Source organism: Clostridium sp. 1001275B_160808_H3 (assembly GCF_015550425.1).
Taxonomy (GTDB): Bacteria; Bacillota; Clostridia; order Clostridiales; family Clostridiaceae; genus Clostridium.
On sequence record NZ_JADNAT010000036.1, the window covers coordinates 1 to 21,648 of the forward strand.

19 protein-coding genes are annotated in these 21,648 nt (G+C 26.8%); 14 read left to right on the forward strand and 5 right to left on the reverse strand.

Features of this window, described 5'->3' with window-relative positions; genetic code table 11:
* Positions 1–130 precede the first annotated feature (130 nt).
* The 3 genes from I2A75_RS17080 to I2A75_RS17090 form a co-directional block, all read right to left on the reverse strand.
* On the reverse strand, positions 131–1,930 hold the full coding sequence (locus I2A75_RS17080) for a methyl-accepting chemotaxis protein (RefSeq protein ID WP_195266806.1): 1,800 nt from the start codon (positions 1,928–1,930) through the stop codon (positions 131–133).
* Positions 1,931–2,086: 156 nt separating this feature from the next.
* Entirely contained in the window at positions 2,087–2,245 is a 159-nt protein-coding gene (locus I2A75_RS17085; protein WP_195266807.1) for a hypothetical protein, read from the reverse strand.
* A gap of 95 nt (positions 2,246–2,340) precedes the next feature.
* A complete protein-coding gene (locus tag I2A75_RS17090) occupies positions 2,341–2,571 on the reverse strand; it encodes a hypothetical protein (protein ID WP_195266808.1) in 231 nt (76 codons plus the stop codon).
* Positions 2,572–2,757: 186 nt separating this feature from the next.
* Between I2A75_RS17090 and I2A75_RS17095 the strand changes: the two genes are divergently transcribed.
* The 11 genes from I2A75_RS17095 to mgrA all read left to right on the forward strand — a co-directional run bounded on the left by I2A75_RS17095 (position 2,758) and on the right by mgrA (position 14,632).
* Positions 2,758–3,516, forward strand: a complete 759-nt coding sequence (locus I2A75_RS17095) for an HAD family hydrolase (RefSeq protein WP_195266809.1) — start codon at positions 2,758–2,760, stop codon at positions 3,514–3,516.
* Positions 3,517–3,767: 251 nt separating this feature from the next.
* Positions 3,768–4,703: a type I phosphomannose isomerase catalytic subunit gene (locus I2A75_RS17100; RefSeq protein WP_195266810.1), complete on the forward strand. Its 936-nt coding sequence runs from the start codon at positions 3,768–3,770 to the stop codon at positions 4,701–4,703.
* A 218-nt stretch (positions 4,704–4,921) separates the two neighbouring features.
* Positions 4,922–5,632, forward strand: coding sequence for a GntR family transcriptional regulator (locus I2A75_RS17105; protein ID WP_195266811.1), 711 nt, complete (start codon positions 4,922–4,924; stop codon positions 5,630–5,632).
* 265 nt (positions 5,633–5,897) lie between these two features.
* Entirely contained in the window at positions 5,898–6,809 is a 912-nt protein-coding gene (locus I2A75_RS17110) for an ROK family protein (RefSeq protein WP_195266812.1), read from the forward strand.
* A gap of 360 nt (positions 6,810–7,169) precedes the next feature.
* Complete coding sequence (locus I2A75_RS17115; RefSeq protein ID WP_195266813.1) at positions 7,170–8,444, forward strand: ABC transporter substrate-binding protein; 1,275 nt, start codon at positions 7,170–7,172, stop codon at positions 8,442–8,444.
* A gap of 81 nt (positions 8,445–8,525) precedes the next feature.
* The gene (locus I2A75_RS17120; protein WP_195266814.1) at positions 8,526–9,398 is read left to right on the forward strand and encodes a sugar ABC transporter permease; all 873 of its coding nucleotides are present in this window, start codon (positions 8,526–8,528) and stop codon (positions 9,396–9,398) included.
* On the forward strand, positions 9,398–10,252 hold the full coding sequence (locus I2A75_RS17125; protein ID WP_195266815.1) for a carbohydrate ABC transporter permease: 855 nt from the start codon (positions 9,398–9,400) through the stop codon (positions 10,250–10,252). Before I2A75_RS17120 ends, I2A75_RS17125 begins: the two co-directional genes overlap by 1 nt.
* Before the next feature lie 102 nt (positions 10,253–10,354).
* Positions 10,355–10,939, forward strand: a complete 585-nt coding sequence (locus I2A75_RS17130; RefSeq protein ID WP_195266816.1) for a hypothetical protein — start codon at positions 10,355–10,357, stop codon at positions 10,937–10,939.
* Between the two features lie 17 nt (positions 10,940–10,956).
* The gene (locus I2A75_RS17135; RefSeq protein WP_195266817.1) at positions 10,957–11,898 is read left to right on the forward strand and encodes a 1,4-beta-xylanase; all 942 of its coding nucleotides are present in this window, start codon (positions 10,957–10,959) and stop codon (positions 11,896–11,898) included.
* A complete protein-coding gene (locus I2A75_RS17140) occupies positions 11,895–13,076 on the forward strand; it encodes an MFS transporter (RefSeq protein WP_195266818.1) in 1,182 nt (393 codons plus the stop codon). Before I2A75_RS17135 ends, I2A75_RS17140 begins: the two co-directional genes overlap by 4 nt.
* Before the next feature lie 557 nt (positions 13,077–13,633).
* Positions 13,634–14,632, forward strand: coding sequence for an L-glyceraldehyde 3-phosphate reductase (gene mgrA / locus I2A75_RS17145; protein WP_195266819.1), 999 nt, complete (start codon positions 13,634–13,636; stop codon positions 14,630–14,632).
* A gap of 297 nt (positions 14,633–14,929) precedes the next feature.
* Here mgrA and I2A75_RS17150 read toward each other — a convergent pair whose 3' ends face one another.
* Complete coding sequence (locus I2A75_RS17150; protein ID WP_195266820.1) at positions 14,930–15,784, reverse strand: AraC family transcriptional regulator; 855 nt, start codon at positions 15,782–15,784, stop codon at positions 14,930–14,932.
* Between the two features lie 360 nt (positions 15,785–16,144).
* Here I2A75_RS17150 and I2A75_RS17155 point away from each other — a divergent pair, with 360 nt between their 5' ends.
* From I2A75_RS17155 to I2A75_RS17165, 3 genes are all read left to right on the forward strand, one after another.
* Positions 16,145–17,887 (forward strand): ABC transporter ATP-binding protein, encoded by a 1,743-nt coding sequence (locus I2A75_RS17155; protein ID WP_195266821.1) that lies wholly within the window; start codon positions 16,145–16,147, stop codon positions 17,885–17,887.
* Positions 17,888–19,657 carry an ABC transporter ATP-binding protein gene (locus I2A75_RS17160; RefSeq protein ID WP_195266822.1) on the forward strand — a complete coding sequence of 590 codons (1,770 nt, stop codon included), beginning with the start codon at positions 17,888–17,890 and terminating at the stop codon, positions 19,655–19,657.
* Between the two features lie 441 nt (positions 19,658–20,098).
* A complete protein-coding gene (locus tag I2A75_RS17165) occupies positions 20,099–21,007 on the forward strand; it encodes an ROK family protein (RefSeq protein WP_195266823.1) in 909 nt (302 codons plus the stop codon).
* Positions 21,008–21,165: 158 nt separating this feature from the next.
* On the opposite strand, the gene I2A75_RS17170 is transcribed toward I2A75_RS17165, so the two are convergent.
* Positions 21,166–21,510 (reverse strand): hypothetical protein, encoded by a 345-nt coding sequence (locus I2A75_RS17170; RefSeq protein ID WP_195266824.1) that lies wholly within the window; start codon positions 21,508–21,510, stop codon positions 21,166–21,168.
* Positions 21,511–21,648: the final 138 nt, after the last annotated feature.

A 21,648-nucleotide genomic window follows, 5' to 3' on the forward strand; every position in this document is an offset into this window, starting at 1 on the left:
GAGCACGAGTAGTGCCGCCAGTATCATGCCCTTATAGGGCTTAATCAAGCCACCAGCTAAGCTGGTGGTACATGACTAGAGAATCTCAAAATTAATTATTAAATTATGGTTTGGAGACATTCAGATTTATTTAAAGTTTAAATTGTGATATTAATTCTAGAAGGTCTTGAGCTAATTGTGATTGATTTTGAGCAGTTTCAGAAATTGTAATTATAGCATTTGTAGTATCATTTATGCTATCTTTAACTGAATTAACATTTGCAGATGAATTTTGAGTCATTGAAGCAACAGAATGAACAGCATCATTTAATTCAATCATTGTAGCTGATACTTCCTCTGACATTGCAGCAATATCTTCACTCATTCCTTTAATAAATATTCCATCCTTTTCGTATTTATCACCAACTTTAATAAATCCCTTAAATTCTTTCATGATTTCATTATTCATAAATTGTAATAGCTTATTACTACTATCAGTTATATTATTAAAGGCTATTTGAACTTGTTTTATAGTATCTTTTACGGTTTGTACTGAGGAGCGAGATTGTTCTGCTAGATTTCTAACTTCTTCAGCTACTACTGCAAAGCCTTTTCCTTGTTCACCAGCTCTAGCTGCTTCAATTGCAGCATTTAAAGCCAAAAGATTAGTTTGTTCTGCAATTTCTTCGATAGAGTTAGCCATATTAACTATTTCATTAACTATTTTTCCTTTTTCAATTGATGCTTTTATATCGTTTTCAACATCTTTATATAAGTTGCTTGTATTATCAATAACATATTCAGTATTTTGTTTAATATTAGTTGATCGCTTTTGAATTTTTTCAGAATTAATATTTCCATCAGTAGCTTTTTCTGAAAGTACATCTATACTAGCACTAACTTCTAAAATTGAAGCTGATAGCTCTTCTGTTATAGCACTAGTTTCTTGAATTGTAGAATTAATATCATTAGAAGATTCACTTATCAAATCAAATTGACATGTTACTTCTTCTATGGAGGCAGCTAAATCTTCGCTTGAAGAGTTAACCATTTCGGTGCTATTTTTAACGGAATTTATTATATTCTTTAAGTTTTCTTGTGCTGTATTTAGAGACGTACCAATGGCTCCAAATTCATCATTATAATTTATTTCTATAGATTCTGATAAGTCATATTTTGCAATTCTATTAGATAAATCCATTATTTTCTTTAGTGATTTAGAAATTCTAAGAGTAATTCTTGCTGATGATATTAAAGTGATTAAGATTGATATTATTATTACGATTAATGTAAGTTTTAATGAGTTATTATAAATAGTTTCATTAGATATTATGGATTCCTGGGCCCACTTACTATTTAATTCTACTAATCTATCTATTTTTATAGTAAAATTTCCGCGGCTAGTATCTAAATCATATGCATGATCATTTGCTTCAGTAAATTTTTTTTCTTTAACTAATGAAATTATTTGATTACTGCTTTCTTCTAGTTCCTTTAATGAAGATATTATTTCATCAAATCTTTCTCTATCCTCTTCTTTTGTAATTGAATTAATATATAACTGAATAAGCTGCGAATTTCTTTGATTATTATAATAAATATTTTGTATTAATACTTTATTAGAATCATCATCTCTACTTATAATTAATTGTTTACTAGCAAGATAATTATAAGTGGAATTTTCTGATAGTTCATTTATGTAAGTTATACCTAAAGTATTATTAAAGTAAAGCTTTTCAGAAGCGTCGTTAATTTGCTTCATATTATAAAGTCCTAATCCCCAGATAAATATTATTAAAGCTATAATTAAAAGGAAACAACCTATAAGTCTATTTGATATTTTATGTAGTCTATTAATTTTAGTTATTTTATTTTTTTTTGCTTTTGAGCTTTTTCGTAATTTGTATTTGTTTCCTTTCTTTCTATTTTTAATGTTAAAAAGTTTTTTCATATAACCCTCCCATAAGTTCCAAATATAATTTGTTTTAAAATAAATTGTGCAAAAATAAAAAAAGACAACTATCTTAATTATCGGAAAATTCCTTTAATAATTTAGTAGTTGTCCATTTAAACGTAATATTAGTTTATTTTTGCATATATTTGTTTATTAATATAATTGATTTTTATTAGTGTTTCTAGCAACTTGCTCTTTTTTTGTATACTCATAAAATGAGGTAGAGGTATTATTTGAAGTAACAGGAACTGCAAAACTTTTATTTTTCATTGGTGCTTTACCATCAGTTCGTTTTTTCTTATTGTTAGACATATTGTATCTCTCCTTTATAATAAATTACTATTTTAAAAATTAGAGAAATATTGACGTATAAATTATTTTGGGGGGTATTACATAATTAATATAGCTTATTTACTTGGAGCATTTGTATCAATTTCTAGATCTACTTCTGGTTGCTCTGTATAATCAAATTCCATATAAGCAATATTATTTACAACTATATCATCTTCGACTGTACTAGGTAATGGACTTGATGGTCCTTCAACCTTACCATGGCTAACCAAAGAATGTTTTTCTGGTGCATATCCAGTTCTTTCATTAGGTAAATAAATCTTTTTTGAGTTAGGTTTTGTTGGCATATTAATCCCTCCTTATACTTATATTATTTGAAATATGAAGTTTTTAATTCCTAGTATTATCTTCTAAAAATGCATAAAGATTATTTAAAATTAAAATATGATGTTGTAAAAATTTATTTATAAAAACTTAAGTTATAATATGGTAAAATTATAGGATGAAAATATCAAAATATATTGGAGGAACAAATGATCAAATTACTAGCGACAGATCTTGACGGAACATTAATAAATAATAATGAAGTTACAAAAAGGGATAAAGATGCCATAATTAAGCTTCAAAGAAAAAAAGATTTATTAGTAGTTTCAACAGGAAGACCATACAATGGAGTACAAATGTTAAAAGATGAATATAAGATATTTGCAAATTACTATGTATTACTAAATGGAGCTTTAATAGTAGATGCTTTAGGTACTAAAATCAGGCAAGAAATAATTGAAAAGAATGTGATTAATAGCATTATAAATGAAATAAGAGAAGAGAATGTAGCTATTTCAGTAGAATCGGGATTTAATACATATTTATTAACTGATGGAGATAATTTACCATATCCTAAAAAGAAAAGAGTAAAATCAATAGATGAAATAAAAGAGAAACTAAGCTTAATTTCTATATATAGTCCTACAAAAGATATATTAGAAATAGAAGAACTAAAAAATAAAATTAATAAAAATTATGGAGATAAAATAATTGCATACAGAAATGATATTTATATAGATATAGTACCATTAGGATGTTCAAAGGGAAATGGAATAAAGTATCTTTCTAATCAAGAACTTATAAAAGATGAAGATGTATATACAATAGGTGATTCATGGAATGATGTTTCTATGTTTAATATAACTAAAAATTCATTTACATTTCATCATGTAGAAAAAGAACTTAAGGAACATGTGTCATATTTAGTTGATTCTGTAGCAGATTGTATAGAAAAGTATATTTTATAAATTAAAAATATAAAGTATATAATATATATTGTAAAGAAGTTATTTGGATATTTATACTATAATAAGTATATCAATATCAATATCAATATTATTAACTATATTATGGAAATTACCAAAAGATTATGTAGTGTCAAATGCATAATAAAAAATTTTTGTTAAAAAGTATAGGAAATGTGTTTGAAAGTATATATCTTTATTGTATAGTATACATATAGTAAGAGTATATGAATAGTTACAAGGGAGGAAGATTAATGTATCCAATTAAATTTGAAAATCTTTATTATGAAAAAATATGGGGTGGTAGAGATTTTGAAGCATTTAGGGATAATATGCCAGATGGTGAAATAGGAGAAACATGGGATATAGCATGTCATCCAAATGGAACTGGAGTTGTTGCAAATGGTTCATTAAAAGGAATAGGCTTTGATGATTTAATAAAGAAATATGGACATGAACTTGTCGGAAGAAAGATAACACTTGAAAAATTTCCTTTACTTATAAAACTCATTAACTCAAAAGAAAAATTATCTGTACAAGTTCACCCGGGAGATGAATATGCAGCAAAGTATGAAGGTGATTATGGAAAAACAGAAGCATGGTATGTAATGGATGCTAAACCAGGTGCATCATTAATAGTTGGAACAAAGGATTGTACTAAAGAGCAATTTGAAGAAGCTATAAAAAATAATAATGTAGAAAATTATTTGAATAAAATTGAAGTTAAAAAAGGTGATTGCTTTTTAATAAATAGTGGATTAGTTCATGCTATATGTGAAGGGGTTATAATAGCTGAGATTCAACAAAATAGTGACGTAACATACAGAGTATATGATTATGGAAGACCAAGAGAAATTCATGTTGAAAAAGCATTAGATGTTATAAATTTTGATCTTCAATGTGAGAATTTAAGTGAAAAAGAAGTAATGAACTATGATGGATATGACCATAGTTTATTATGCAAAAATGAGTATTTTGGAATAGAAAAGATATCAATTACTTCAGAGTATAAAGATTCAAGTGATATTGAAAAATTTGATATGTACACTTGCGTTGAAGGAGAAGGAATAATAGAAGGAAAAGATTTTTCAGAAACTATAAAAATGGGAGATAGCTATCTAATTCCAGCAACTTTAGGAGAATATAAGATAAAAGGTAATGTTACTGTTTTAAAGAGTTATCCAGTATAGTTATGAGTTAGTTAATTACCCCTGAAGTCAAAAGAATATTGGAAATTACAATTATTCTGCATTCAGGGGTATAATTTTAATTGTAGCTATATATTTAATAGTATATAATAACAATTAAATAATTGAGTTTAGCAATTTGAAATTATAAATTGAAATATAATTTATTTTATAAGGAAAAACAAATTAATCTATGATATATAAATAATAAGGAGAAAAGTATGACTAAGTATGAGCAAATAGCCATTTATATAAAGGAGAAAATAACTAATGGCGAATATAAAGCAAATGAGCAATTACCTTTTGAAAAAGAGCTCTGTGAAAAATTTAATGCTAGTAAGATGACTGTAAAAAAAGCATTAGATTTATTAGTCATGGAAGGACTAATAGTTAAAAGAAGAGGTGCAGGTACTTTTGTAAAGGATATGTCTCAGGATCAAATTGAAGATTTAGCTATTAAAAATCAATTTTTAGGTTTAACAGTAACAAATGCAGGGCATGAAATAAAAAGTAAATTATTAGACTTTAAGATAATAAATGCAGATTCAAAAGTTGCAGAGAATCTTAAAATAGATGAAGATGATTTTGTATGCTTCATACATAGAGTGAGATATGTTGATAATAAGGCTGTTGTAATTGAGAAGACCTATATGCCATTATATCTTTTTCCAGGAATAAAAAGATCTGATGCAGAAGGTTCTTTATATTGCTATATACAAGATAAAATGAATTTTAAAATACAAAGTTCTCACTCAACTGTTAGAGCTAGAAAATCAGATGAAATAGATAAGGAATACTTAAATTTAGAAAATGATGAGCCAGTTTTAGAAGTTGAAAGAATAGGATATTTAGATAATGGGAAAGTATTTGAATATTCATTTTCAAGACATAGATATGATACATATGAATTTAAAGCTATAATTGTAAGATAGGTATAGTATTATTAAATAATTGCAAGTAATGTGTAATACATAAAAAAATATAAATAAAAAATATAAATAAAAAGTTATTACAATATTTATATTGATAAAGTAAATACAAAATTGTTATATATTATTTAAATAATGATATAAAGTTTTATTTGTTTATAAAAACTACTATGTTTAGTAGTTTTTAATTTGTAATACTATAGAAAACGTTTTTATAAGCGTGTAAAATTATAATATAAAGATTTTAATAATGGGGAGATGGAAAGGTATGAATAATTATATAGTATTTGATATTGGTGGAAGCAGTGTAAAGTATGCAATTATGACTGAAGAAGGAGAATTTTTATCAAAAGGAAGTTATAAATCAGCAAAGAATGATTTTGAACTATTCAAAGAATCTATGATTAATGTAATTAACAAAGCAAAAGAAGAGCATGACATAATTGGAGTTGCAGTAAGTGCACCAGGAGGAGTAGATAGTGAATCAGGGTTAATAGGAGGAGCAAGTGCATTACCTTGTATTCATGGGCCAAACTTTAAAAAAATATTTGGTGAAGAATTAGGATTAACTTTAGAAATAGAAAACGATGCAAATTGTGCTGCCCTAGGAGAAGTATGGAAAGGAGCTGCTAAAGATAATAATGATGTATTATTTGTAGTATGCGGTACAGGAATTGGAGGAGCAGTTATAAAGGACAAAAAAATCCATAAAGGAAATAATTTACATGGTGGAGAATTTGGATATTGTATTTTAGAAAGAATTCAAGAAGGAAATAATATAAGATTTAAAAGTTGGAGTAAGACTGGAGCGGTTGGAGCTCTATTAGAAAATGTGGCTAAATTAAAAAATATTAATGAAGACGAAATAGATGGGAAAAAAGTTTTTGAGTTAGCTGAAAATGGAGATTTAGATTGTATTAATGCTATAGATGAGTTTTATTTAAATAATGCATTAGGTATATTTAATATTCAATACATGTATGATCCAGAGAAAATTATTCTTGGAGGTGCAATAAGTAGCAGACCAGATTTCATAGATAGAATAAATGAAAAACTAGATATAATAATGGGTGATTTATCAGATGCAAAGGTTAGACCTATAATTGAAAAGTGTAAATTTGAAAATGATGCAAATTTATTAGGTGCATTATTTAATTATTTGCAAAGAAATAAAATATAATAAAAAATATATAAGTTCTATTATGTTATATTCCGAATTAAGGGAGTTATATACATTTATTAATTATTTAATAGTCAGAAATAATACAATATTATTTCTGGCTATTTTTTGTTGGCATATCTTAATTATTGCATATATTAAGATAATTTAGCTTTGCATTATTGATAATTTTATAAAAAATAGTTAAATTTTGAAATATTTATTAATAAAATGAGGGTCAAAATATGCAATTATCAAAATAAAAGTATATTTAACACAAGTTAAAAGTATAGACATTTATAGAGGGAGGATGTAGAATGTATCTGCGGGAAACGTTTTCTAAAATGTAATTTATAAAGTTATTTATTGGGAGGGAGATTTATGAAAAAGAAACTAATAAGCACAATTTGTTTATCAATTTTTGCTATGACTCTTTTTGCTGGTTGTAGTTCAAAAGGAACATCAAAAGAAGAGGGTGTTACATTAAAGGTTTTAACTCATAGAACAGATATTATTGATACTACTCTTAAAAAAATAGGTGATGAGTATTTTGAGAAGACTGGAGTAAAAATTGAGTGGGAAGGAATAACTGATTACGAAGGTGTTGTAAAAACAAGAATGAATACTCAAGATTATGGTGATGTACTTAATGTATTACCTGCAATAACAAGTACAGAACTATCACAATTCTTTGAACCATTAGGAACAGTAGATGAATTAAAGGATTATCAAGGTGTTACACAAAGAGCTGATGGTGATAATGTTTATGGATTGCCAAATGGTTTAGGAGCAACAGGTATAGTTTATAACAAAAAAGTTGTAGCTCAAGCAGGTTATAATGAATTTCCAAAAACAATAGATGAGCTTTACGATTTAGCGGACAAGCTTGCTAAAATGGGAGGAGTAGTTCCACTAGCAATTAACTCTAAAGATAAATGGCCATTAGGTCAATATGATTCAGTTGCTTCAGTAGCATATGGAAATCCATACTATTATAGAGATATGGGTAAAATGGATGATGCTTTATTAGCAGGAAAAGCAACAGGTGACGTTTTAGAAATTTTATATAAATTTGTAAGTAGTGGATGGGTTGAAGGCGATTTAACTACAACTAACTGGGAACAATCAAAATCAGATATGGCAAATGGAAAAGTTGCTATGATGGCTTTAGGTATGTGGGCAGTTCCACAAATTCAAGGATTATCATCTAACCCAGATGATATTGGAATAGCACCATTCCCTGTTAATAATAGTGGTAAGTTAAAAGCAGAAGCTGGTCCAGATCAATTTATTGCAGTAAGTTCACATTCAAAACATAAAGAAGAAGCAAAAGATTTTGTTAAATTCTATACTACATCAGGATATGCTGATAGCGAAGGATTAATACCAGCTAAAAAGGGACAAGACTCTAAGAATCCTGTAGTTAAAGGTTATCAAGAATCAGGAGTTGAATTAATGCTTGCAGATCCAGCAGAAGCAGATCCAGCAGCAAGTGATTTAACAACAGAAGTAGCAAATAATGCTGGAATTAAGTTCTGGGAAGGTTCTTATATTCAAGAAGCAGTTATTGCAGCTAAAAAGAGTCGTGCAGACTTTGATGCAGTAATTAAGAAATATAATGATGCTTGGAATAAGAGTAAGGCAGCATCAAATTAATAAATAAGAAAAATTTAAATTTCAGTTTAGGAAAATTTCCTAAACTGAAATTCTTATTATGACAAATAGGAGGATAGGGTCTTGTTTAGTAGATTAGATTATAAACAACAAAGAAGAATAATAATATTTCTATTTCTAATAGTACCAATTACATTTTTATTACTATTTACTTATTTGCCAGCTATAAATATGATAACTTATAGTTTTACAAGCTGGAAGGGGTATGGAACTAAGACCTTTGTTGGATTACAAAATTACATAGATATATTTAGTAATCCAGATATTTTTGGAGCTTTTAAAAATAGTATTTACTACTTTGTAGGTGGAATTATTCAATTAATTTTAGCGTTTTATCTAGCGGTATTAGTTAATTCAAAGTTAAGAGGAAAGGGTTTCTTTAAATCAGTATTCTTCTTCCCATATTTAATTAATGGAGTTGCAATTTCACTGATGTTCTTATTCTTTTTCCAACCAGAAGGAACATTAGATACACTTATGAAAATGATAGGTTTAGAGAAATATATAACTTTATGGCTTGGGAATGAACATGTAGTTAATTATTCATTGGCATTTACATCTATTTGGAGATATATAGGATATAGCTTTATTATTTTCTTGGGAGCAATGCAATCAGTATCAACAGAAGTACTTGAGGCAGCAGAAATAGATGGAGCTGGGGAATGGCATAAGATCAAATATATACTAGTTCCATCAGTAAAAAATATAATTAAGCTAAATCTAATACTTAATATTTCAGGTGCAATTTCGGTATTTGAAATGCCATATATAATGACAGGTGGAGCTAATGGAAGTTCAACATTTGTAATCGAAACAATGAACACTGCATTTAAATTTAATCAAGTGGGTAAAGCATCAGCAATGGCTGTAGTAGTTATGTTCATAGTTGGAACTGTTGCACTTATACAAAATATTTTCTTTAAGGAGGAAAAATAATGAGTGATAAAGATATACTTAAATCAAAAGTAAGTCAAATAGCTTGGAGCGTAACTAAATACCTATCATGTATATTGGCAGCATTCATATTTATACTTCCAATAGTAACTATATTTTTGGCCTCATTTAAAGGATATGAGGAGTTTTATTCAAGTAGTAAACTATCATTGCCTGAAAATATGTTTAATTTTTCCAATTATATAACAGCCTTTGTAGACGGAGGTATGCTAAAAGGATTTATGAACACTGCTTTCATTATGGTCATTTCATTAGCAGGAACTATTTTATTAGGAGCAATGGTGGCTTTTGTACTTCAAAGATTTGACTTTAAATTAAAGAAAGCAATTTTACTCATATATTTATTACCAATGTTTTTACCTATGGTAACAACACAGGTAGCAACATTCCAAATAATATCTAAATTAGGTTTATATAATACTATTTGGGCTCCTATAGTTCTTTATTTAGGAGCAGATGTAATGAGTATTTATATAATGATGCAATTTATGGAATCAATTCCTATTGCAAATGATGAAGCTGCAATGCTTGATGGAGCATCTTATATTTATATATTTAATAGATTGATATTACCTTTATTAAAACCTGCCATAGCAACAATTATAATCTTAAGAGGAGTGGCTATATATAATGATTTCTACACACCATTTTTATATGCACCAAGCCAAGAACTTGGAACTGTTGCGACATCTTTATATAAATTTATAGGACCATATGGAGGACAATGGAATGTAATAGCAGCTGGAGTTATATTAATAATGATTCCAACGGCAATAGTATTCTTATTATTACAAAAATATATTTATAATGGCTTTACAGATGGAGCTGTTAAATAAATAGAATTTATAAATAGCTTTAACAATTTATTTTTAATAATTTGAGTTTAATAATTTACATTTAATAATTTGAATTTAATAATTAGGAGAGGTTTTCGGCTTATGAATAATAAGACATTTAGATTCGTTAATTCACTTTATGTAATAATGATAACTAATATAATGGCATTAATTTATCTTGCTTTAGGTTTATTTTCTTTTACACTTGTTCCAGTAATTTTTTCAGTAATTGAAGTAATGAATGAGTTATTAAAAGGCGAAGTTGATGGATACTCAAGCCTAGTAAAGCATTTTAACACTTTAATGATAAAGAATATGAAAATTTATAAAAAAGAAGAATTATTAACTGGAGCATATTCATTGACATTAGTAATAGCAATATTTTTATTAAGAAGAGTAAATATGGCAATGGCTACAAGTATCAACATATTACTTATGTATATTTTCTCTATGATAAGTATTTATTGGAGTTACTATGGAGTGGAGTTACTTTTTAATGAAGAAAAGAAAAGTTACTTAAATGTATTAGTTTTGATGTTTAAGAATCCTAAAAATCTTATAACAGCAGTCTTATTATTTATAAGTTTAATATCGCTTGGAGTTGCATTTAAAGAGATTTTAGTATTATTTTCTTTTAGCATATTTGCCTTAATATTTGTGAGGCTAAACTCTAAGTTAGCTTCTTAAATAAAAGGAGATTAATGATGAAGAAAGACTTTGAAATTAAGAGTTTTAATTTTATAACTTGGAATTGGAAAAATGATGTTGTAGTTAAAGAAGTGAAAAAAGAAATAGATTATCAAGTAGATAAATGTAATATAAATACCATAACTTTTGCTTTTTCAGCTGTTCAAGAGCATTGCTATTCCACAAAAATATATTGGCAAGGAGATCATATGCCAGTGGATGAGGAATTATCTGAATTAGTGAGATATGCAAAAAATAAAGGGCTAAAAATTATTTTAAAACCAATGCTTAATGTAAGTGATGGATATTGGAGAGCTTATATTAGATTCTTCGATGAGGATGTACCATGTGAGCCAAAATGGAGTGATTGGTTCGAAAGCTACAATGAATATCTAATGAATTATAGTATGTTTTCTGAAAAAAATGACGTTGATATGATGATAATTGGATGTGAACTTGTTGGAACAGATCATAGGGAAAAGGAATGGAGAAGTTTAATAAGTAAAATAAGAAAAGTGTATAGTGGTAAATTAACATATAACTGTGATAAATATCAAGAACATAATGTTAAGTGGTGGGATGCATTAGATTATATATCATCATCTGGATATTATCCAATTGGAACAATATCTAAGGAACTTGATAGAATTGAAACTGTAGTTAATGTGTACAATAAGCCCTTCTTTTTTTCAGAAGCTGGTTGTCCATCTGTTAAAGGTGCAGGAAAATTTCCAAATGATTGGACTTTAATTTTAGATGGTGAATCAAGTGAAGAAGAGCAGTATAAATTTTATTATGAGCTTTTAGAGGAAAGTTCTAAAAGGGATTTTGTAAAGGGATTTTGTTTTTGGGATTGGCCAATTAGATTACAAAGTACTAAAGAAAGAAGTCTTCCTAAAGATTATAGTGTAAAGCATAAATTAGCTGAAAAAATTATTAGAAGTTATTTTGAAAATTGAATAACAAAAGTAAAAATATAAATAAGATAGTAAATGTTTTTTCTTCAACATATATATTAGGAAGCATAGGAAACTCAATAGTAAATAATGTATTCATATTATTTATGGCATCAGTTAAAGGGTTCAGTGATGGAGAAATAAGCATTATACTTGGTGTATTGCCGTTAATATCTATATTCACATTTTTTGTTTGGGGAGCAATTATTGATAAGTATAAGAAACTAGTTTTTTTCAATAAATTAGTTTATTCAATGAATATAGCTACCTTATTCTTATTATATAAAATAGATAACTTTAAGTTGTTTTTTATTATAAATCTTATAAGAACAATAATGATGCAACCAAGTGGTGTAGCTAACGATGAATATTTATTAAATTTATCAAATAAGTACGGGGTAAGATTTGGGAAAATTAGAGTATTTGGAACTATAGGTTATGGGATAGCTGGAATAGTATCTACAATATCGTTAGCTTATCTAGGTATTAATAAGTCTATATTAATATCTAGTATATTTTTAACAACTACATTAATATTATTTTTTAGATTACCTGAAATAACAGGATCTGAAGAAAAAGTAGTTTCTAAGGATAAATCTTATTTAAATATAATAAATATATTAAAAAATAAAGATTTTAGATTATTTATATATACTTATGGTATATTAACAGGAGTAATAGCAGCTTCAGTTAATTATGGAACACCAATATTAATGATAAAGTTAGATGCACCAGATGCATTTATAGGTTTGATTCCAATATTTATGATAGCATTTGAAGTTATACTATTACCTGTTATAGAAAAATTAAATTTTTATGATAATGTAAATTATGTTTTTAAATTAGTAGGAATCCTATTAATTATAAGATGGGTTATATTCGGATTTGCTAATTCTTATATTATAATTATGGTATTAGCACTTATGCATGGATTAATAAATGGATTGTTACTTCCTATGCAAAATAAATTAATTTGGACTTTAGTTCCTAAAGATAAGCATTCAACAGCATTTATAATTACTAATTTATTTTGTTATACAATTTTTCCAGCTGTAATAAATTTAATAACAGGTGGCTTAGTGAAATACTTAGGCATACATACTTATGGCATAGTATATTTATTTATTACTATTATAAGTATGATAATAATTTTAAAGAACAAATTTAGTACTAGTTATTAAGTTATTAAAATAATATTTTGAATAATATTTTGAATAATATAATATCATATTTGAGTAATTTGATATTATATTATATTTTTCTAAAATCGTAATTAATTGTAATATAAGATTAATAAAGTTAGTTATAAAACTAGCAGATAAGTAAAGTGAAAATTTATAATAGGTTAGATTAAATATAAGTGGATAAAATATAATGAGATTAGATGTATATATTGAATATTATTGAATTAGAAATGAATGGAGCAAATATGAAAATTTTTGCTTTATTTTTATATTACCATAAATAGTTCATGGGTGTGAGGAATTTAAAGTTAATACAGTTGTTATTAGATAATAAATGGTATAAAATATAATACAAATAAAGATTTTAAAGTTACAATAAAAATTTAAAATTATGAATTAACTTAATACAAAGGCTCTAATTAGCTTATAAAAATTTACATTAAGAGAATTATATAAATTTTGTAAGCATAGATAGTTTATAATTTTTATATTAATGGTAAGGGAATATAAATCTTTATAAAATAATTTAAGAGTCTAATAAAGGGGAAGAGAATATGCACAATGTAAACGAAAACAGATATGATGAAATGAAATATGCTAAGTGTGGTAATAGTGGTTTGTATTTACCTAGAGTTGCTTTAGGGTTATGGCATAATTTTGGTTCTGTGGATTCAATTGAAAATCAAAAATCAATAATATTTGAGGCTTTTAACAATGGGATAACACATTTTGATTTAGCAAATAATTATGGGCCAGTATATGGGTCTGCTGAAGAAAATTTTGGTAGAATATTAAATAAAGAGCTTATTAATTATAGAGATGAAATGATAATATCAACAAAAGCTGGATATGATATGTGGCCAGGCCCTTATGGAAATGGTGGTTCAAGAAAATATTTAATTTCAAGTTTAGATCAAAGTTTAAAAAGAATGAATTTAGAATACGTTGATATATTCTATCATCATAGACCAGATACAGATACACCACTTGAAGAAACTATGGGAGCATTAACTGATATTGTAAAGCAAGGAAAGGCATTATATGTAGGTTTATCAAATTATCATCCAAAGGAATTAAAAGAGGCATCAAAAATATTAAAGGAAAATGGTACGCCATGTCTTATCCATCAATTTAGCTATAGTATGTTTAATCGTTGGAGCGAAGTAGAAGGACTACATGATGTTCATAAAGAAGAAGGGATAGGTTCAATAGCATTTTCACCTTTAGCTCAAGGACTTCTTACTGATAAATATCTTCACGGAATTCCAGAAGATTCAAGAGCTAAAAAGGTAAGTAGTAAATTCTTAAATGAAAAAGATATAACTGCTGAAAAGCTTCAAAAAATAAGACAATTAAATGATATAGCAGGAGAAAGAGGACAAACATTAGCTCAAATGGCATTAGCTTGGGTATTAAGAAATGATGTTGTTACAACAGTTCTTATTGGAGCTAGTAAGGCAGAACAAATAGTGGATAATAAGAATATAATAAATAATTTAAGCTTTAGTGATAAAGAACTTGAAAGTATTGAAAGTATATTAAATTCTAAATAGTATATTTTTATTTTTAGTTACTTGAAGTATTGGAAAAGATTTTTGGGACAAGCTTTTTGATTAGAAAATAAGAAATTAATTAATAGGTATATAAGTATAATTTTTATATGAAAAATTGTTAAGAAAATATATTAAAGTTAAAATTTTATGGACAAGGACAAGGACAAGGACATTAATATTAATATGAATATTGATATTGGTATGGATATAGTGGATAATATTATCAAAGTATTAAAATACAAAATATATAAAAATAGTCCTAGGAGCACTGCATCTAGGACTTATTTTTTTGCTTTATTAACTTACGTTTCTTGACTTATTAGGTGAAACGCCATAATACTTTTTATAGAGCTTACTAAAGTAATATGGGTCACTATATCCAACCATTTTAGCAATGGATTTTATTGAAAGCTTTGAGTCTTCTAATAAATCTTTTGCTTTAGCTAATCTTATTTGTATTAAGTAGTTTATTGGAGAATCCCCCATAAGCTCCTTAAAAATCTTAGATATATAAACAGGACTTAAATACATATTTTTTGATAAGGTATACAATGAGATGTCTTCTGTATAATTTTCAGTTAAGTATTTTGTTATACTTTCAACTAAGGCTTTCTTTTCACGTGATTTAAATGAGAATTCCTTAGAATCACGAGTAGTATCCTCCTCATTTATTTCTCTATATAATAATACAAGTAGTTTCATAACTAGAGATTTTAGCATAAAAGGAGAAGTTTGATTATAGTTTTTTTGTTCTTCAAGAATTTCTAAACAACTCTTTAATATTTCATCTTTATATTTAACAAATGTGAGAACGTTTTTATCACCTATATCAATATAGTCTTTTTTTATATTACTAAATAAATTTAAATTAGTTAAACCAATATGTAGCTCTCTACAATTTGTATTTTCTTCAAAAAGCTCTTGATGATAAACTCCAGGATTAGAAATAAGTACTTGACCTTTTCTCAAGGTATATTTTTGACCTTCTATTAAATAATCTACAGATCCAGCAGTTATGAATGAAAGTTCAACAAAATCTTCATGGCAGTGATATTGAGTTTCAGGAATTGGATTTTCGGGAAGGCGACTTCCATCAATTACAAATAATATTTGAGGATTATAGCAATCTATATTTGCATGTACTTTATTCATTTTAACATCTCCCAAAATAATTACTTCATTTAGTATAATAATATACATTTAAAGTTTAATATAATACATTTTTATTTTCAATAACTTGGATATAATCTTACTTAGAAATAAATAATTTAGGGAGAAGTTGGTTATGGATAATTTAAAGTGGAGTTCTATTTTTAAAAGATTATAAGTTAAGAAATAAATAAGATATAAAAAGCGTAATTATTAATAGTTATGGGTTTAACTCTATTTGCTAAATGACATAATATGAAAAATAAGCAGTATAAAGGAGAGGTTAATTATGAATAGTTTTAAGTGGATTTTTTATAATTAAAAATATGATTTATAAATAAACAATATAAGGGAGGCTTGATTATGGATAGCATAAAATGGATATTTAGTTACTTAAAGAAATACAAGTTTAAATATTTCTTTGCATTGTTATTAGTATTAATTACTTCGGCAATTAATATGGTAAATCCATTTATTACAGGTAAAATTATTGATAGGGTTTTTGGAAGTGGAGAAACATCACTACTTATTCCTCTTGTTTCAATAATGATATCTGTTGTAGCAGTTAAAGGAATTATAACTTTCAGCTATCAAATGATTTTAGAAACTATTTCACAAGATGTTCTATTTAAAATAAGAACAGATTTATATGATAAACTCTTAAATTTAGATGTTAATTTCTATAGTAGGGTAAAAACTGGGGATCTTATGGCAAGAATGACAGGAGATACTGATGCCATAAGACACTTTATTGCATGGGTTGTTTATAATATTCTATCAGCTATAACAACCTTTAGTTTTGCTATTATTTCGATGATGTATGTGAATTACATTTTAACTATATTTATGCTCTTAGTTGCACCTATGATTGGACTCTTAACTTTTAGGATGAGCAGGGAGATTTCACCAACCTTCTATAATATAAGAGAAGCTTATTCAAGGTTAAATTCAGTTGTTCAAGAAAATATAAGTGGTAATAGAGTGGTAAGAGCCTTTGGAAGAGAAGACTTTGAAATTAACAAATTTACTACTGAAAATGAAAATTATAAAAATAAAAATCTTGATACTATAAAGGTTACAAAAAAATATATTCCAAAACTTGAATTCTTATCTAATAGCCTTTCTGTAATTATGATTTTAGTTGGTGGAATTTTAGTTGCACTAGAAAAGATAACTTTTGGAGAACTTATTATTTTTAGTAGTTTACTATGGGCGTTAAATAACCCAATGAGAATGTGTGGGTATTTAATTAATGATGCTCAAAGATTTATAGCATCTTCTGCTAAAATTATGGATCTTTTAAATACAGAAAGTAGCATAATAAATAAGGACAATGTTTTGAATGTTAATAAGTTTGAAGGTAACATAGAATTTAAAAATGTGAGTTTAACATTAGAAGGAAGAAGGGTTATAAATAATATTTCCTTTAAGGTTGATGCTGGACAAACAATTGGTTTAGTTGGACATACAGGATCAGGAAAATCTCTTATAATAAATTTACTTTCAAGGTTTTATGATGCCACAGAAGGTGATATTTATATTGATGGAATTAATATAAAGGATATAGATTTGGATATTTTAAGAGGAAATATTGCAACAGCTATGCAAGATATATTCTTATTTTCAGACACAATTAAAGATAATATTGCTTTTAGTAATCCAAAAGCAAGTTTTTCAGAAATAAAGAGGGTTTCTAAAAAAGCACAGGCTCATGGTTTTATAAAGAGACTTGATGAAGGTTATGAAACCATAGTAGGGGAAAGAGGAGTAGGACTTTCAGGAGGACAAAAGCAAAGAGTATCCCTAGCAAGGGCAATGATGAAAAATGCCTCAATTTTTGTACTAGATGATGTAACTTCTGCTGTTGATATGGAAACAGAAAAGAAAATACAATATGAGTTAAAAAATATGAAGGAAAAGAAAACTACATTCATAATTGCACATAGAATTTCTTCATTGAAGCAAGCTGACTTAATTTTAGTATTAGATAATGGAGAAATAGTAGAAAGAGGTACTCATGAGGAGCTAGTACAAAAGGGTGGGTATTATTCAAATATATTTTATACTCAATATGGCAATTTAGATATAAGGATTGGAGGGGTATAAATGGCTAGAAATAAATATGATGTAGATGAAGAATTAGAAACGGGATTTAATTTAGGATATTTAAGAAGACTATTAAAATATATGAAACCTTATAAAAATAAAATAGTTACTTCAGTTATTTTAATGCTAATTTCAAGTTCACTTGCATTATTAGGACCCGTAATAATTAAGTCAGCTTTAGATAACTTTATACCAAATAAGGATATTAAAAATTTAGCATTAATTTCAGTTTTATATGTAATGATATTTGTAACTATAGCAATAATCATGAAGCATAGAATGCACACCATGGGAGAAGTTGGGCAAAATATATTAGTAGATATGAGATATGATTTATTTAAGAATCTACAGTTTGTTCCTTTTAATTATTATGATTCAAGACCTCATGGTAAAATATTAGTAAGGGTAGTTAATTATATTAATTCACTTAGTGATATTTTATCTAATGGTTTTGTAAATTTAATTGCAGATATGGTTACCTTAGTTATGGCAATAATATTTATGTCATTTCTAAGTATAAAGTTAACCTTAGTTACTTTAATGGGCATTCCCATACTTATGATAGTAATGATGTCTATAAAAAATGCACAAAGAAGGGCATTTCAAAGATTAAGTGCTAAGCAATCAAATTTAAATGCTTATATTCATGAAAGTATAAATGGTGTAAGAGTAACACAATCTTTTTCAAGGAAAAAAGAAAGTATGGATACCTTTAAGGAGCTTTGTTTTGAAAATAGTGATTCATGGATGAAGGCAGTTAGATTTAATTTTCTAATTTGGCCAAGTATAGACATTATTTCAGTAACATCAATATCTTTAATTTATATTTTTGGAATCTTAGTATTTAGGGATTCAGTTTCATTAGGATTAATAGCAGCATTTATTTCATATGTATGGATATTTTGGGCTCCAATAATGAATATAGGAAACTTTTATAATACTTTAATTAATGCAATGGCCTACTTAGAAAGAATATTTGAAGCGATGGATGAAGAACCAGAGTATGATAAAAAGGATGCTATAGAGCTTAAAAATGTTAAGGGTGATGTAGAATTTAAAAATGTGCATTTTGAATATGAAAAAGACACTACTATTTTAGAAAATGTAAATATGAGGATTAAAGCTGGGGAAAAAATAGCCTTAGTTGGACCTACAGGGGCAGGAAAAACCACAATAGTTAATTTACTTTCAAGATTTTATAGAATAAAGTCTGGAGAAATACTAGTTGATGAAATAAATATAAATGATGTAACCTTAAAATCTTTAAGAAAAGAAATAGGTGTTATGCTTCAAGATCCATTCGTTTTCTCTGGAACTATAATGGAGAATATAAGATATGGTAGATTAGATGCTACAGATGAAGAAGTAATAGAGGCTTCTAAGATAGTTAGGGCTGATGACTTTATAAAAGATTTTAAAGATGGATATAACACATATTTAAATGAACAAGGAAATGGACTTTCAGTTGGACAAAAGCAACTTATATCTTTTGCAAGGGTTTTATTATCTGATCCTAAAATACTAATTTTGGATGAAGCAACATCAAGCATAGATACAGAAACTGAAGCATTATTACAAAAAGGAATAGAAGAACTTCTTAAAGGAAGAACATCCTTTGTTATAGCTCATAGATTATCAACAATAGTTAATTCAGATAAAATAATGTATATAGGTGATAAGCAAATTTTAGAAGAGGGAACTCACGATTCATTAATAAAGCAAAAGGGATTGTACTACAATTTATATAAATCACAATACATTGATATATAGATTTTAATTTGTTTAGTCCCCAGAGGCAATGCCTCTGGGGATTTTAAAATTGCAACTAGTTTATATTCTTGATTTTATTACTTTGCTTGCATGAAAGTAAATGATTAGATAAGTATATATTATTATATTTAAAATATAGACAAGTATGTGTTGTGATTATATAATTATTATAAGAGAGGTTGTTTTATTATAGGAATAAATTTAAAGGGAGTTTATATGAAAAATATAGATATATAGGGTCTAATTATAAGTACGTTACTAATAGGAGGAATATTCACAGGTTTAGGTTGGATAATTAAAAGTCAAAATGCAGAAGAAAAAGGAAACAATCTTAAACTAAATCTAATGAAGCTAAAGTTTTAGTGTAAACGATAATAAAGTGTGATGAAAATTTGATAATAAATAATAAAGAGTACTTACTGATTTGTGGGAGGTAGTGTAATGGAAAATAGTTTTACAAATAACGATAAATATATAATAGGAGTAGATATTGGTGGAACTAATATTAGAGCAGCTTTATTAGATGAAGAAAGAAATATTATAGAAAAGATAAAAATAGAAAATCAAGTAAAAGAAGGCCCAGAATATAATTTGAATAAGATTATAAATCATATCAATAGTAACTGGAAAGATAGAGATATAAAAGGAATTGGAGTTGGAAGTCCAGGACCTTTAGATATTAAAAATGGAATTATTTTAAAAGCACCTAATTTACAGGGATGGGATAACTTTAATATAAAAAAATACTTTGAAGAAAAAACATCATTGAAAACAGAGGTTAATAATGATGCTAATGTTGCAGGGCTTGCTGAAGCAATGATTGGCTCTGCAAAAGGAGCAGAAAGTGTTTTTTATATTACAGTTTCAACAGGTGTTGGTGGTGCTTTAATAATTGATAATAAAATAATAAATGGTGCAAATAGTTTTGCAGGAGAAATATGCAACTTAATAATAAATGAAGATAAATACAGTCATTCAGGGTTAGTTCAAGGTGGACTTGAAGGACAATGTAGTGGGCCTAATATATCTAGACAAGCATCCGATTTATTAGGGAAACATATAGATACACCAGAAGTTTTCGAGTTATACAAAAATAATGATGATTCAATAAAAAGCTTAATTAATAGAGTATGTGAAAATTTATCTAAAGGAATTTCAAACATAATATCAGTTGTTGATCCAGAAGTAATAGTTCTTGGAGGTTCTGTAATATTATATAATAAGGAATTGTTAGAATTAATAATACAAAAAGTTAAAGAAAAGGTAATTAATAAAGATGCTGTAGATATAAGAGTAGCAGAAATTGGTGATGATGCTGGACTTAGAGGTGCAGGATTCTTAATTAGCTAATTATTGATTAAAAATAGAGGTTGTCCATATGGGCGACCTTTTAAATTAATAATTAGCACTGTTTAATCTAATGTTGATATTGGACAATAAAAAATGGACGATTAATTGTCTATTTTTTATTCGTAATAGTTTAATATTACGAATCAATTAATTATTCGTTATAATAAACCTGCTTTTTTTTCTTCAAATACTTTATATTTAGTCCATGGATAATGTCCATTATAAATAATAGTACACCATAACACATACATTACAATTAATCCCCATATACTCACACTTTCATTTTTAGTAAAGTCAGTAATAAAATTTATTATTTTGTCACTAAAAATCCCATAAAGTATTATAGGAAGAGTTACTATTATTGAATTTATAGTATTAGTTTCCTTGGTCAATTCAATCCTAGTATTACATTTATCACATCTTAGTTTATACCATGGACTACAAAAAATATTTGATATAATCATGTATTTAAACCTTTTTCCACAATTAGGACAAATTCTCATTACATTACTCCCCTTTAATCTCCTATTTATTTCTTAACTATCTTTTATCAACTACGTCTTATGAGTTGGCTTGATTGCGATGTTGAGTTAAAAAAATAGCATATATATAAGCATTTACAAGTGGTTTAAACTTGGTTA

What these genes read in the sequence shown, in the direction of transcription:
- I2A75_RS17130 (WP_195266816.1), top strand. Translation starts at nt 10,355, where the DNA reads ATGAATAATAAGACATTTAGATTCGTTAATTCACTTTATGTAATAATG.
- I2A75_RS17110 (WP_195266812.1), top strand. Translation starts at nt 5,898, where the DNA reads ATGAATAATTATATAGTATTTGATATTGGTGGAAGCAGTGTAAAGTAT.
- I2A75_RS17115 (WP_195266813.1), top strand. Translation starts at nt 7,170, where the DNA reads ATGAAAAAGAAACTAATAAGCACAATTTGTTTATCAATTTTTGCTATG.
- I2A75_RS17160 (WP_195266822.1), top strand. Translation starts at nt 17,888, where the DNA reads ATGGCTAGAAATAAATATGATGTAGATGAAGAATTAGAAACGGGATTT.
- I2A75_RS17100 (WP_195266810.1), top strand. Translation starts at nt 3,768, where the DNA reads ATGTATCCAATTAAATTTGAAAATCTTTATTATGAAAAAATATGGGGT.
- I2A75_RS17085 (WP_195266807.1), bottom strand. Translation starts at nt 2,245, where the DNA reads ATGTCTAACAATAAGAAAAAACGAACTGATGGTAAAGCACCAATGAAA.
- I2A75_RS17080 (WP_195266806.1), bottom strand. Translation starts at nt 1,930, where the DNA reads ATGAAAAAACTTTTTAACATTAAAAATAGAAAGAAAGGAAACAAATAC.
- I2A75_RS17170 (WP_195266824.1), bottom strand. Translation starts at nt 21,510, where the DNA reads ATGAGAATTTGTCCTAATTGTGGAAAAAGGTTTAAATACATGATTATA.
- I2A75_RS17125 (WP_195266815.1), top strand. Translation starts at nt 9,398, where the DNA reads ATGAGTGATAAAGATATACTTAAATCAAAAGTAAGTCAAATAGCTTGG.
- mgrA (WP_195266819.1), top strand. Translation starts at nt 13,634, where the DNA reads ATGCACAATGTAAACGAAAACAGATATGATGAAATGAAATATGCTAAG.
- I2A75_RS17090 (WP_195266808.1), bottom strand. Translation starts at nt 2,571, where the DNA reads ATGCCAACAAAACCTAACTCAAAAAAGATTTATTTACCTAATGAAAGA.
- I2A75_RS17165 (WP_195266823.1), top strand. Translation starts at nt 20,099, where the DNA reads ATGGAAAATAGTTTTACAAATAACGATAAATATATAATAGGAGTAGAT.
- I2A75_RS17105 (WP_195266811.1), top strand. Translation starts at nt 4,922, where the DNA reads ATGACTAAGTATGAGCAAATAGCCATTTATATAAAGGAGAAAATAACT.
- I2A75_RS17095 (WP_195266809.1), top strand. Translation starts at nt 2,758, where the DNA reads ATGATCAAATTACTAGCGACAGATCTTGACGGAACATTAATAAATAAT.
- I2A75_RS17135 (WP_195266817.1), top strand. Translation starts at nt 10,957, where the DNA reads ATGAAGAAAGACTTTGAAATTAAGAGTTTTAATTTTATAACTTGGAAT.
- I2A75_RS17155 (WP_195266821.1), top strand. Translation starts at nt 16,145, where the DNA reads ATGGATAGCATAAAATGGATATTTAGTTACTTAAAGAAATACAAGTTT.
- I2A75_RS17150 (WP_195266820.1), bottom strand. Translation starts at nt 15,784, where the DNA reads ATGAATAAAGTACATGCAAATATAGATTGCTATAATCCTCAAATATTA.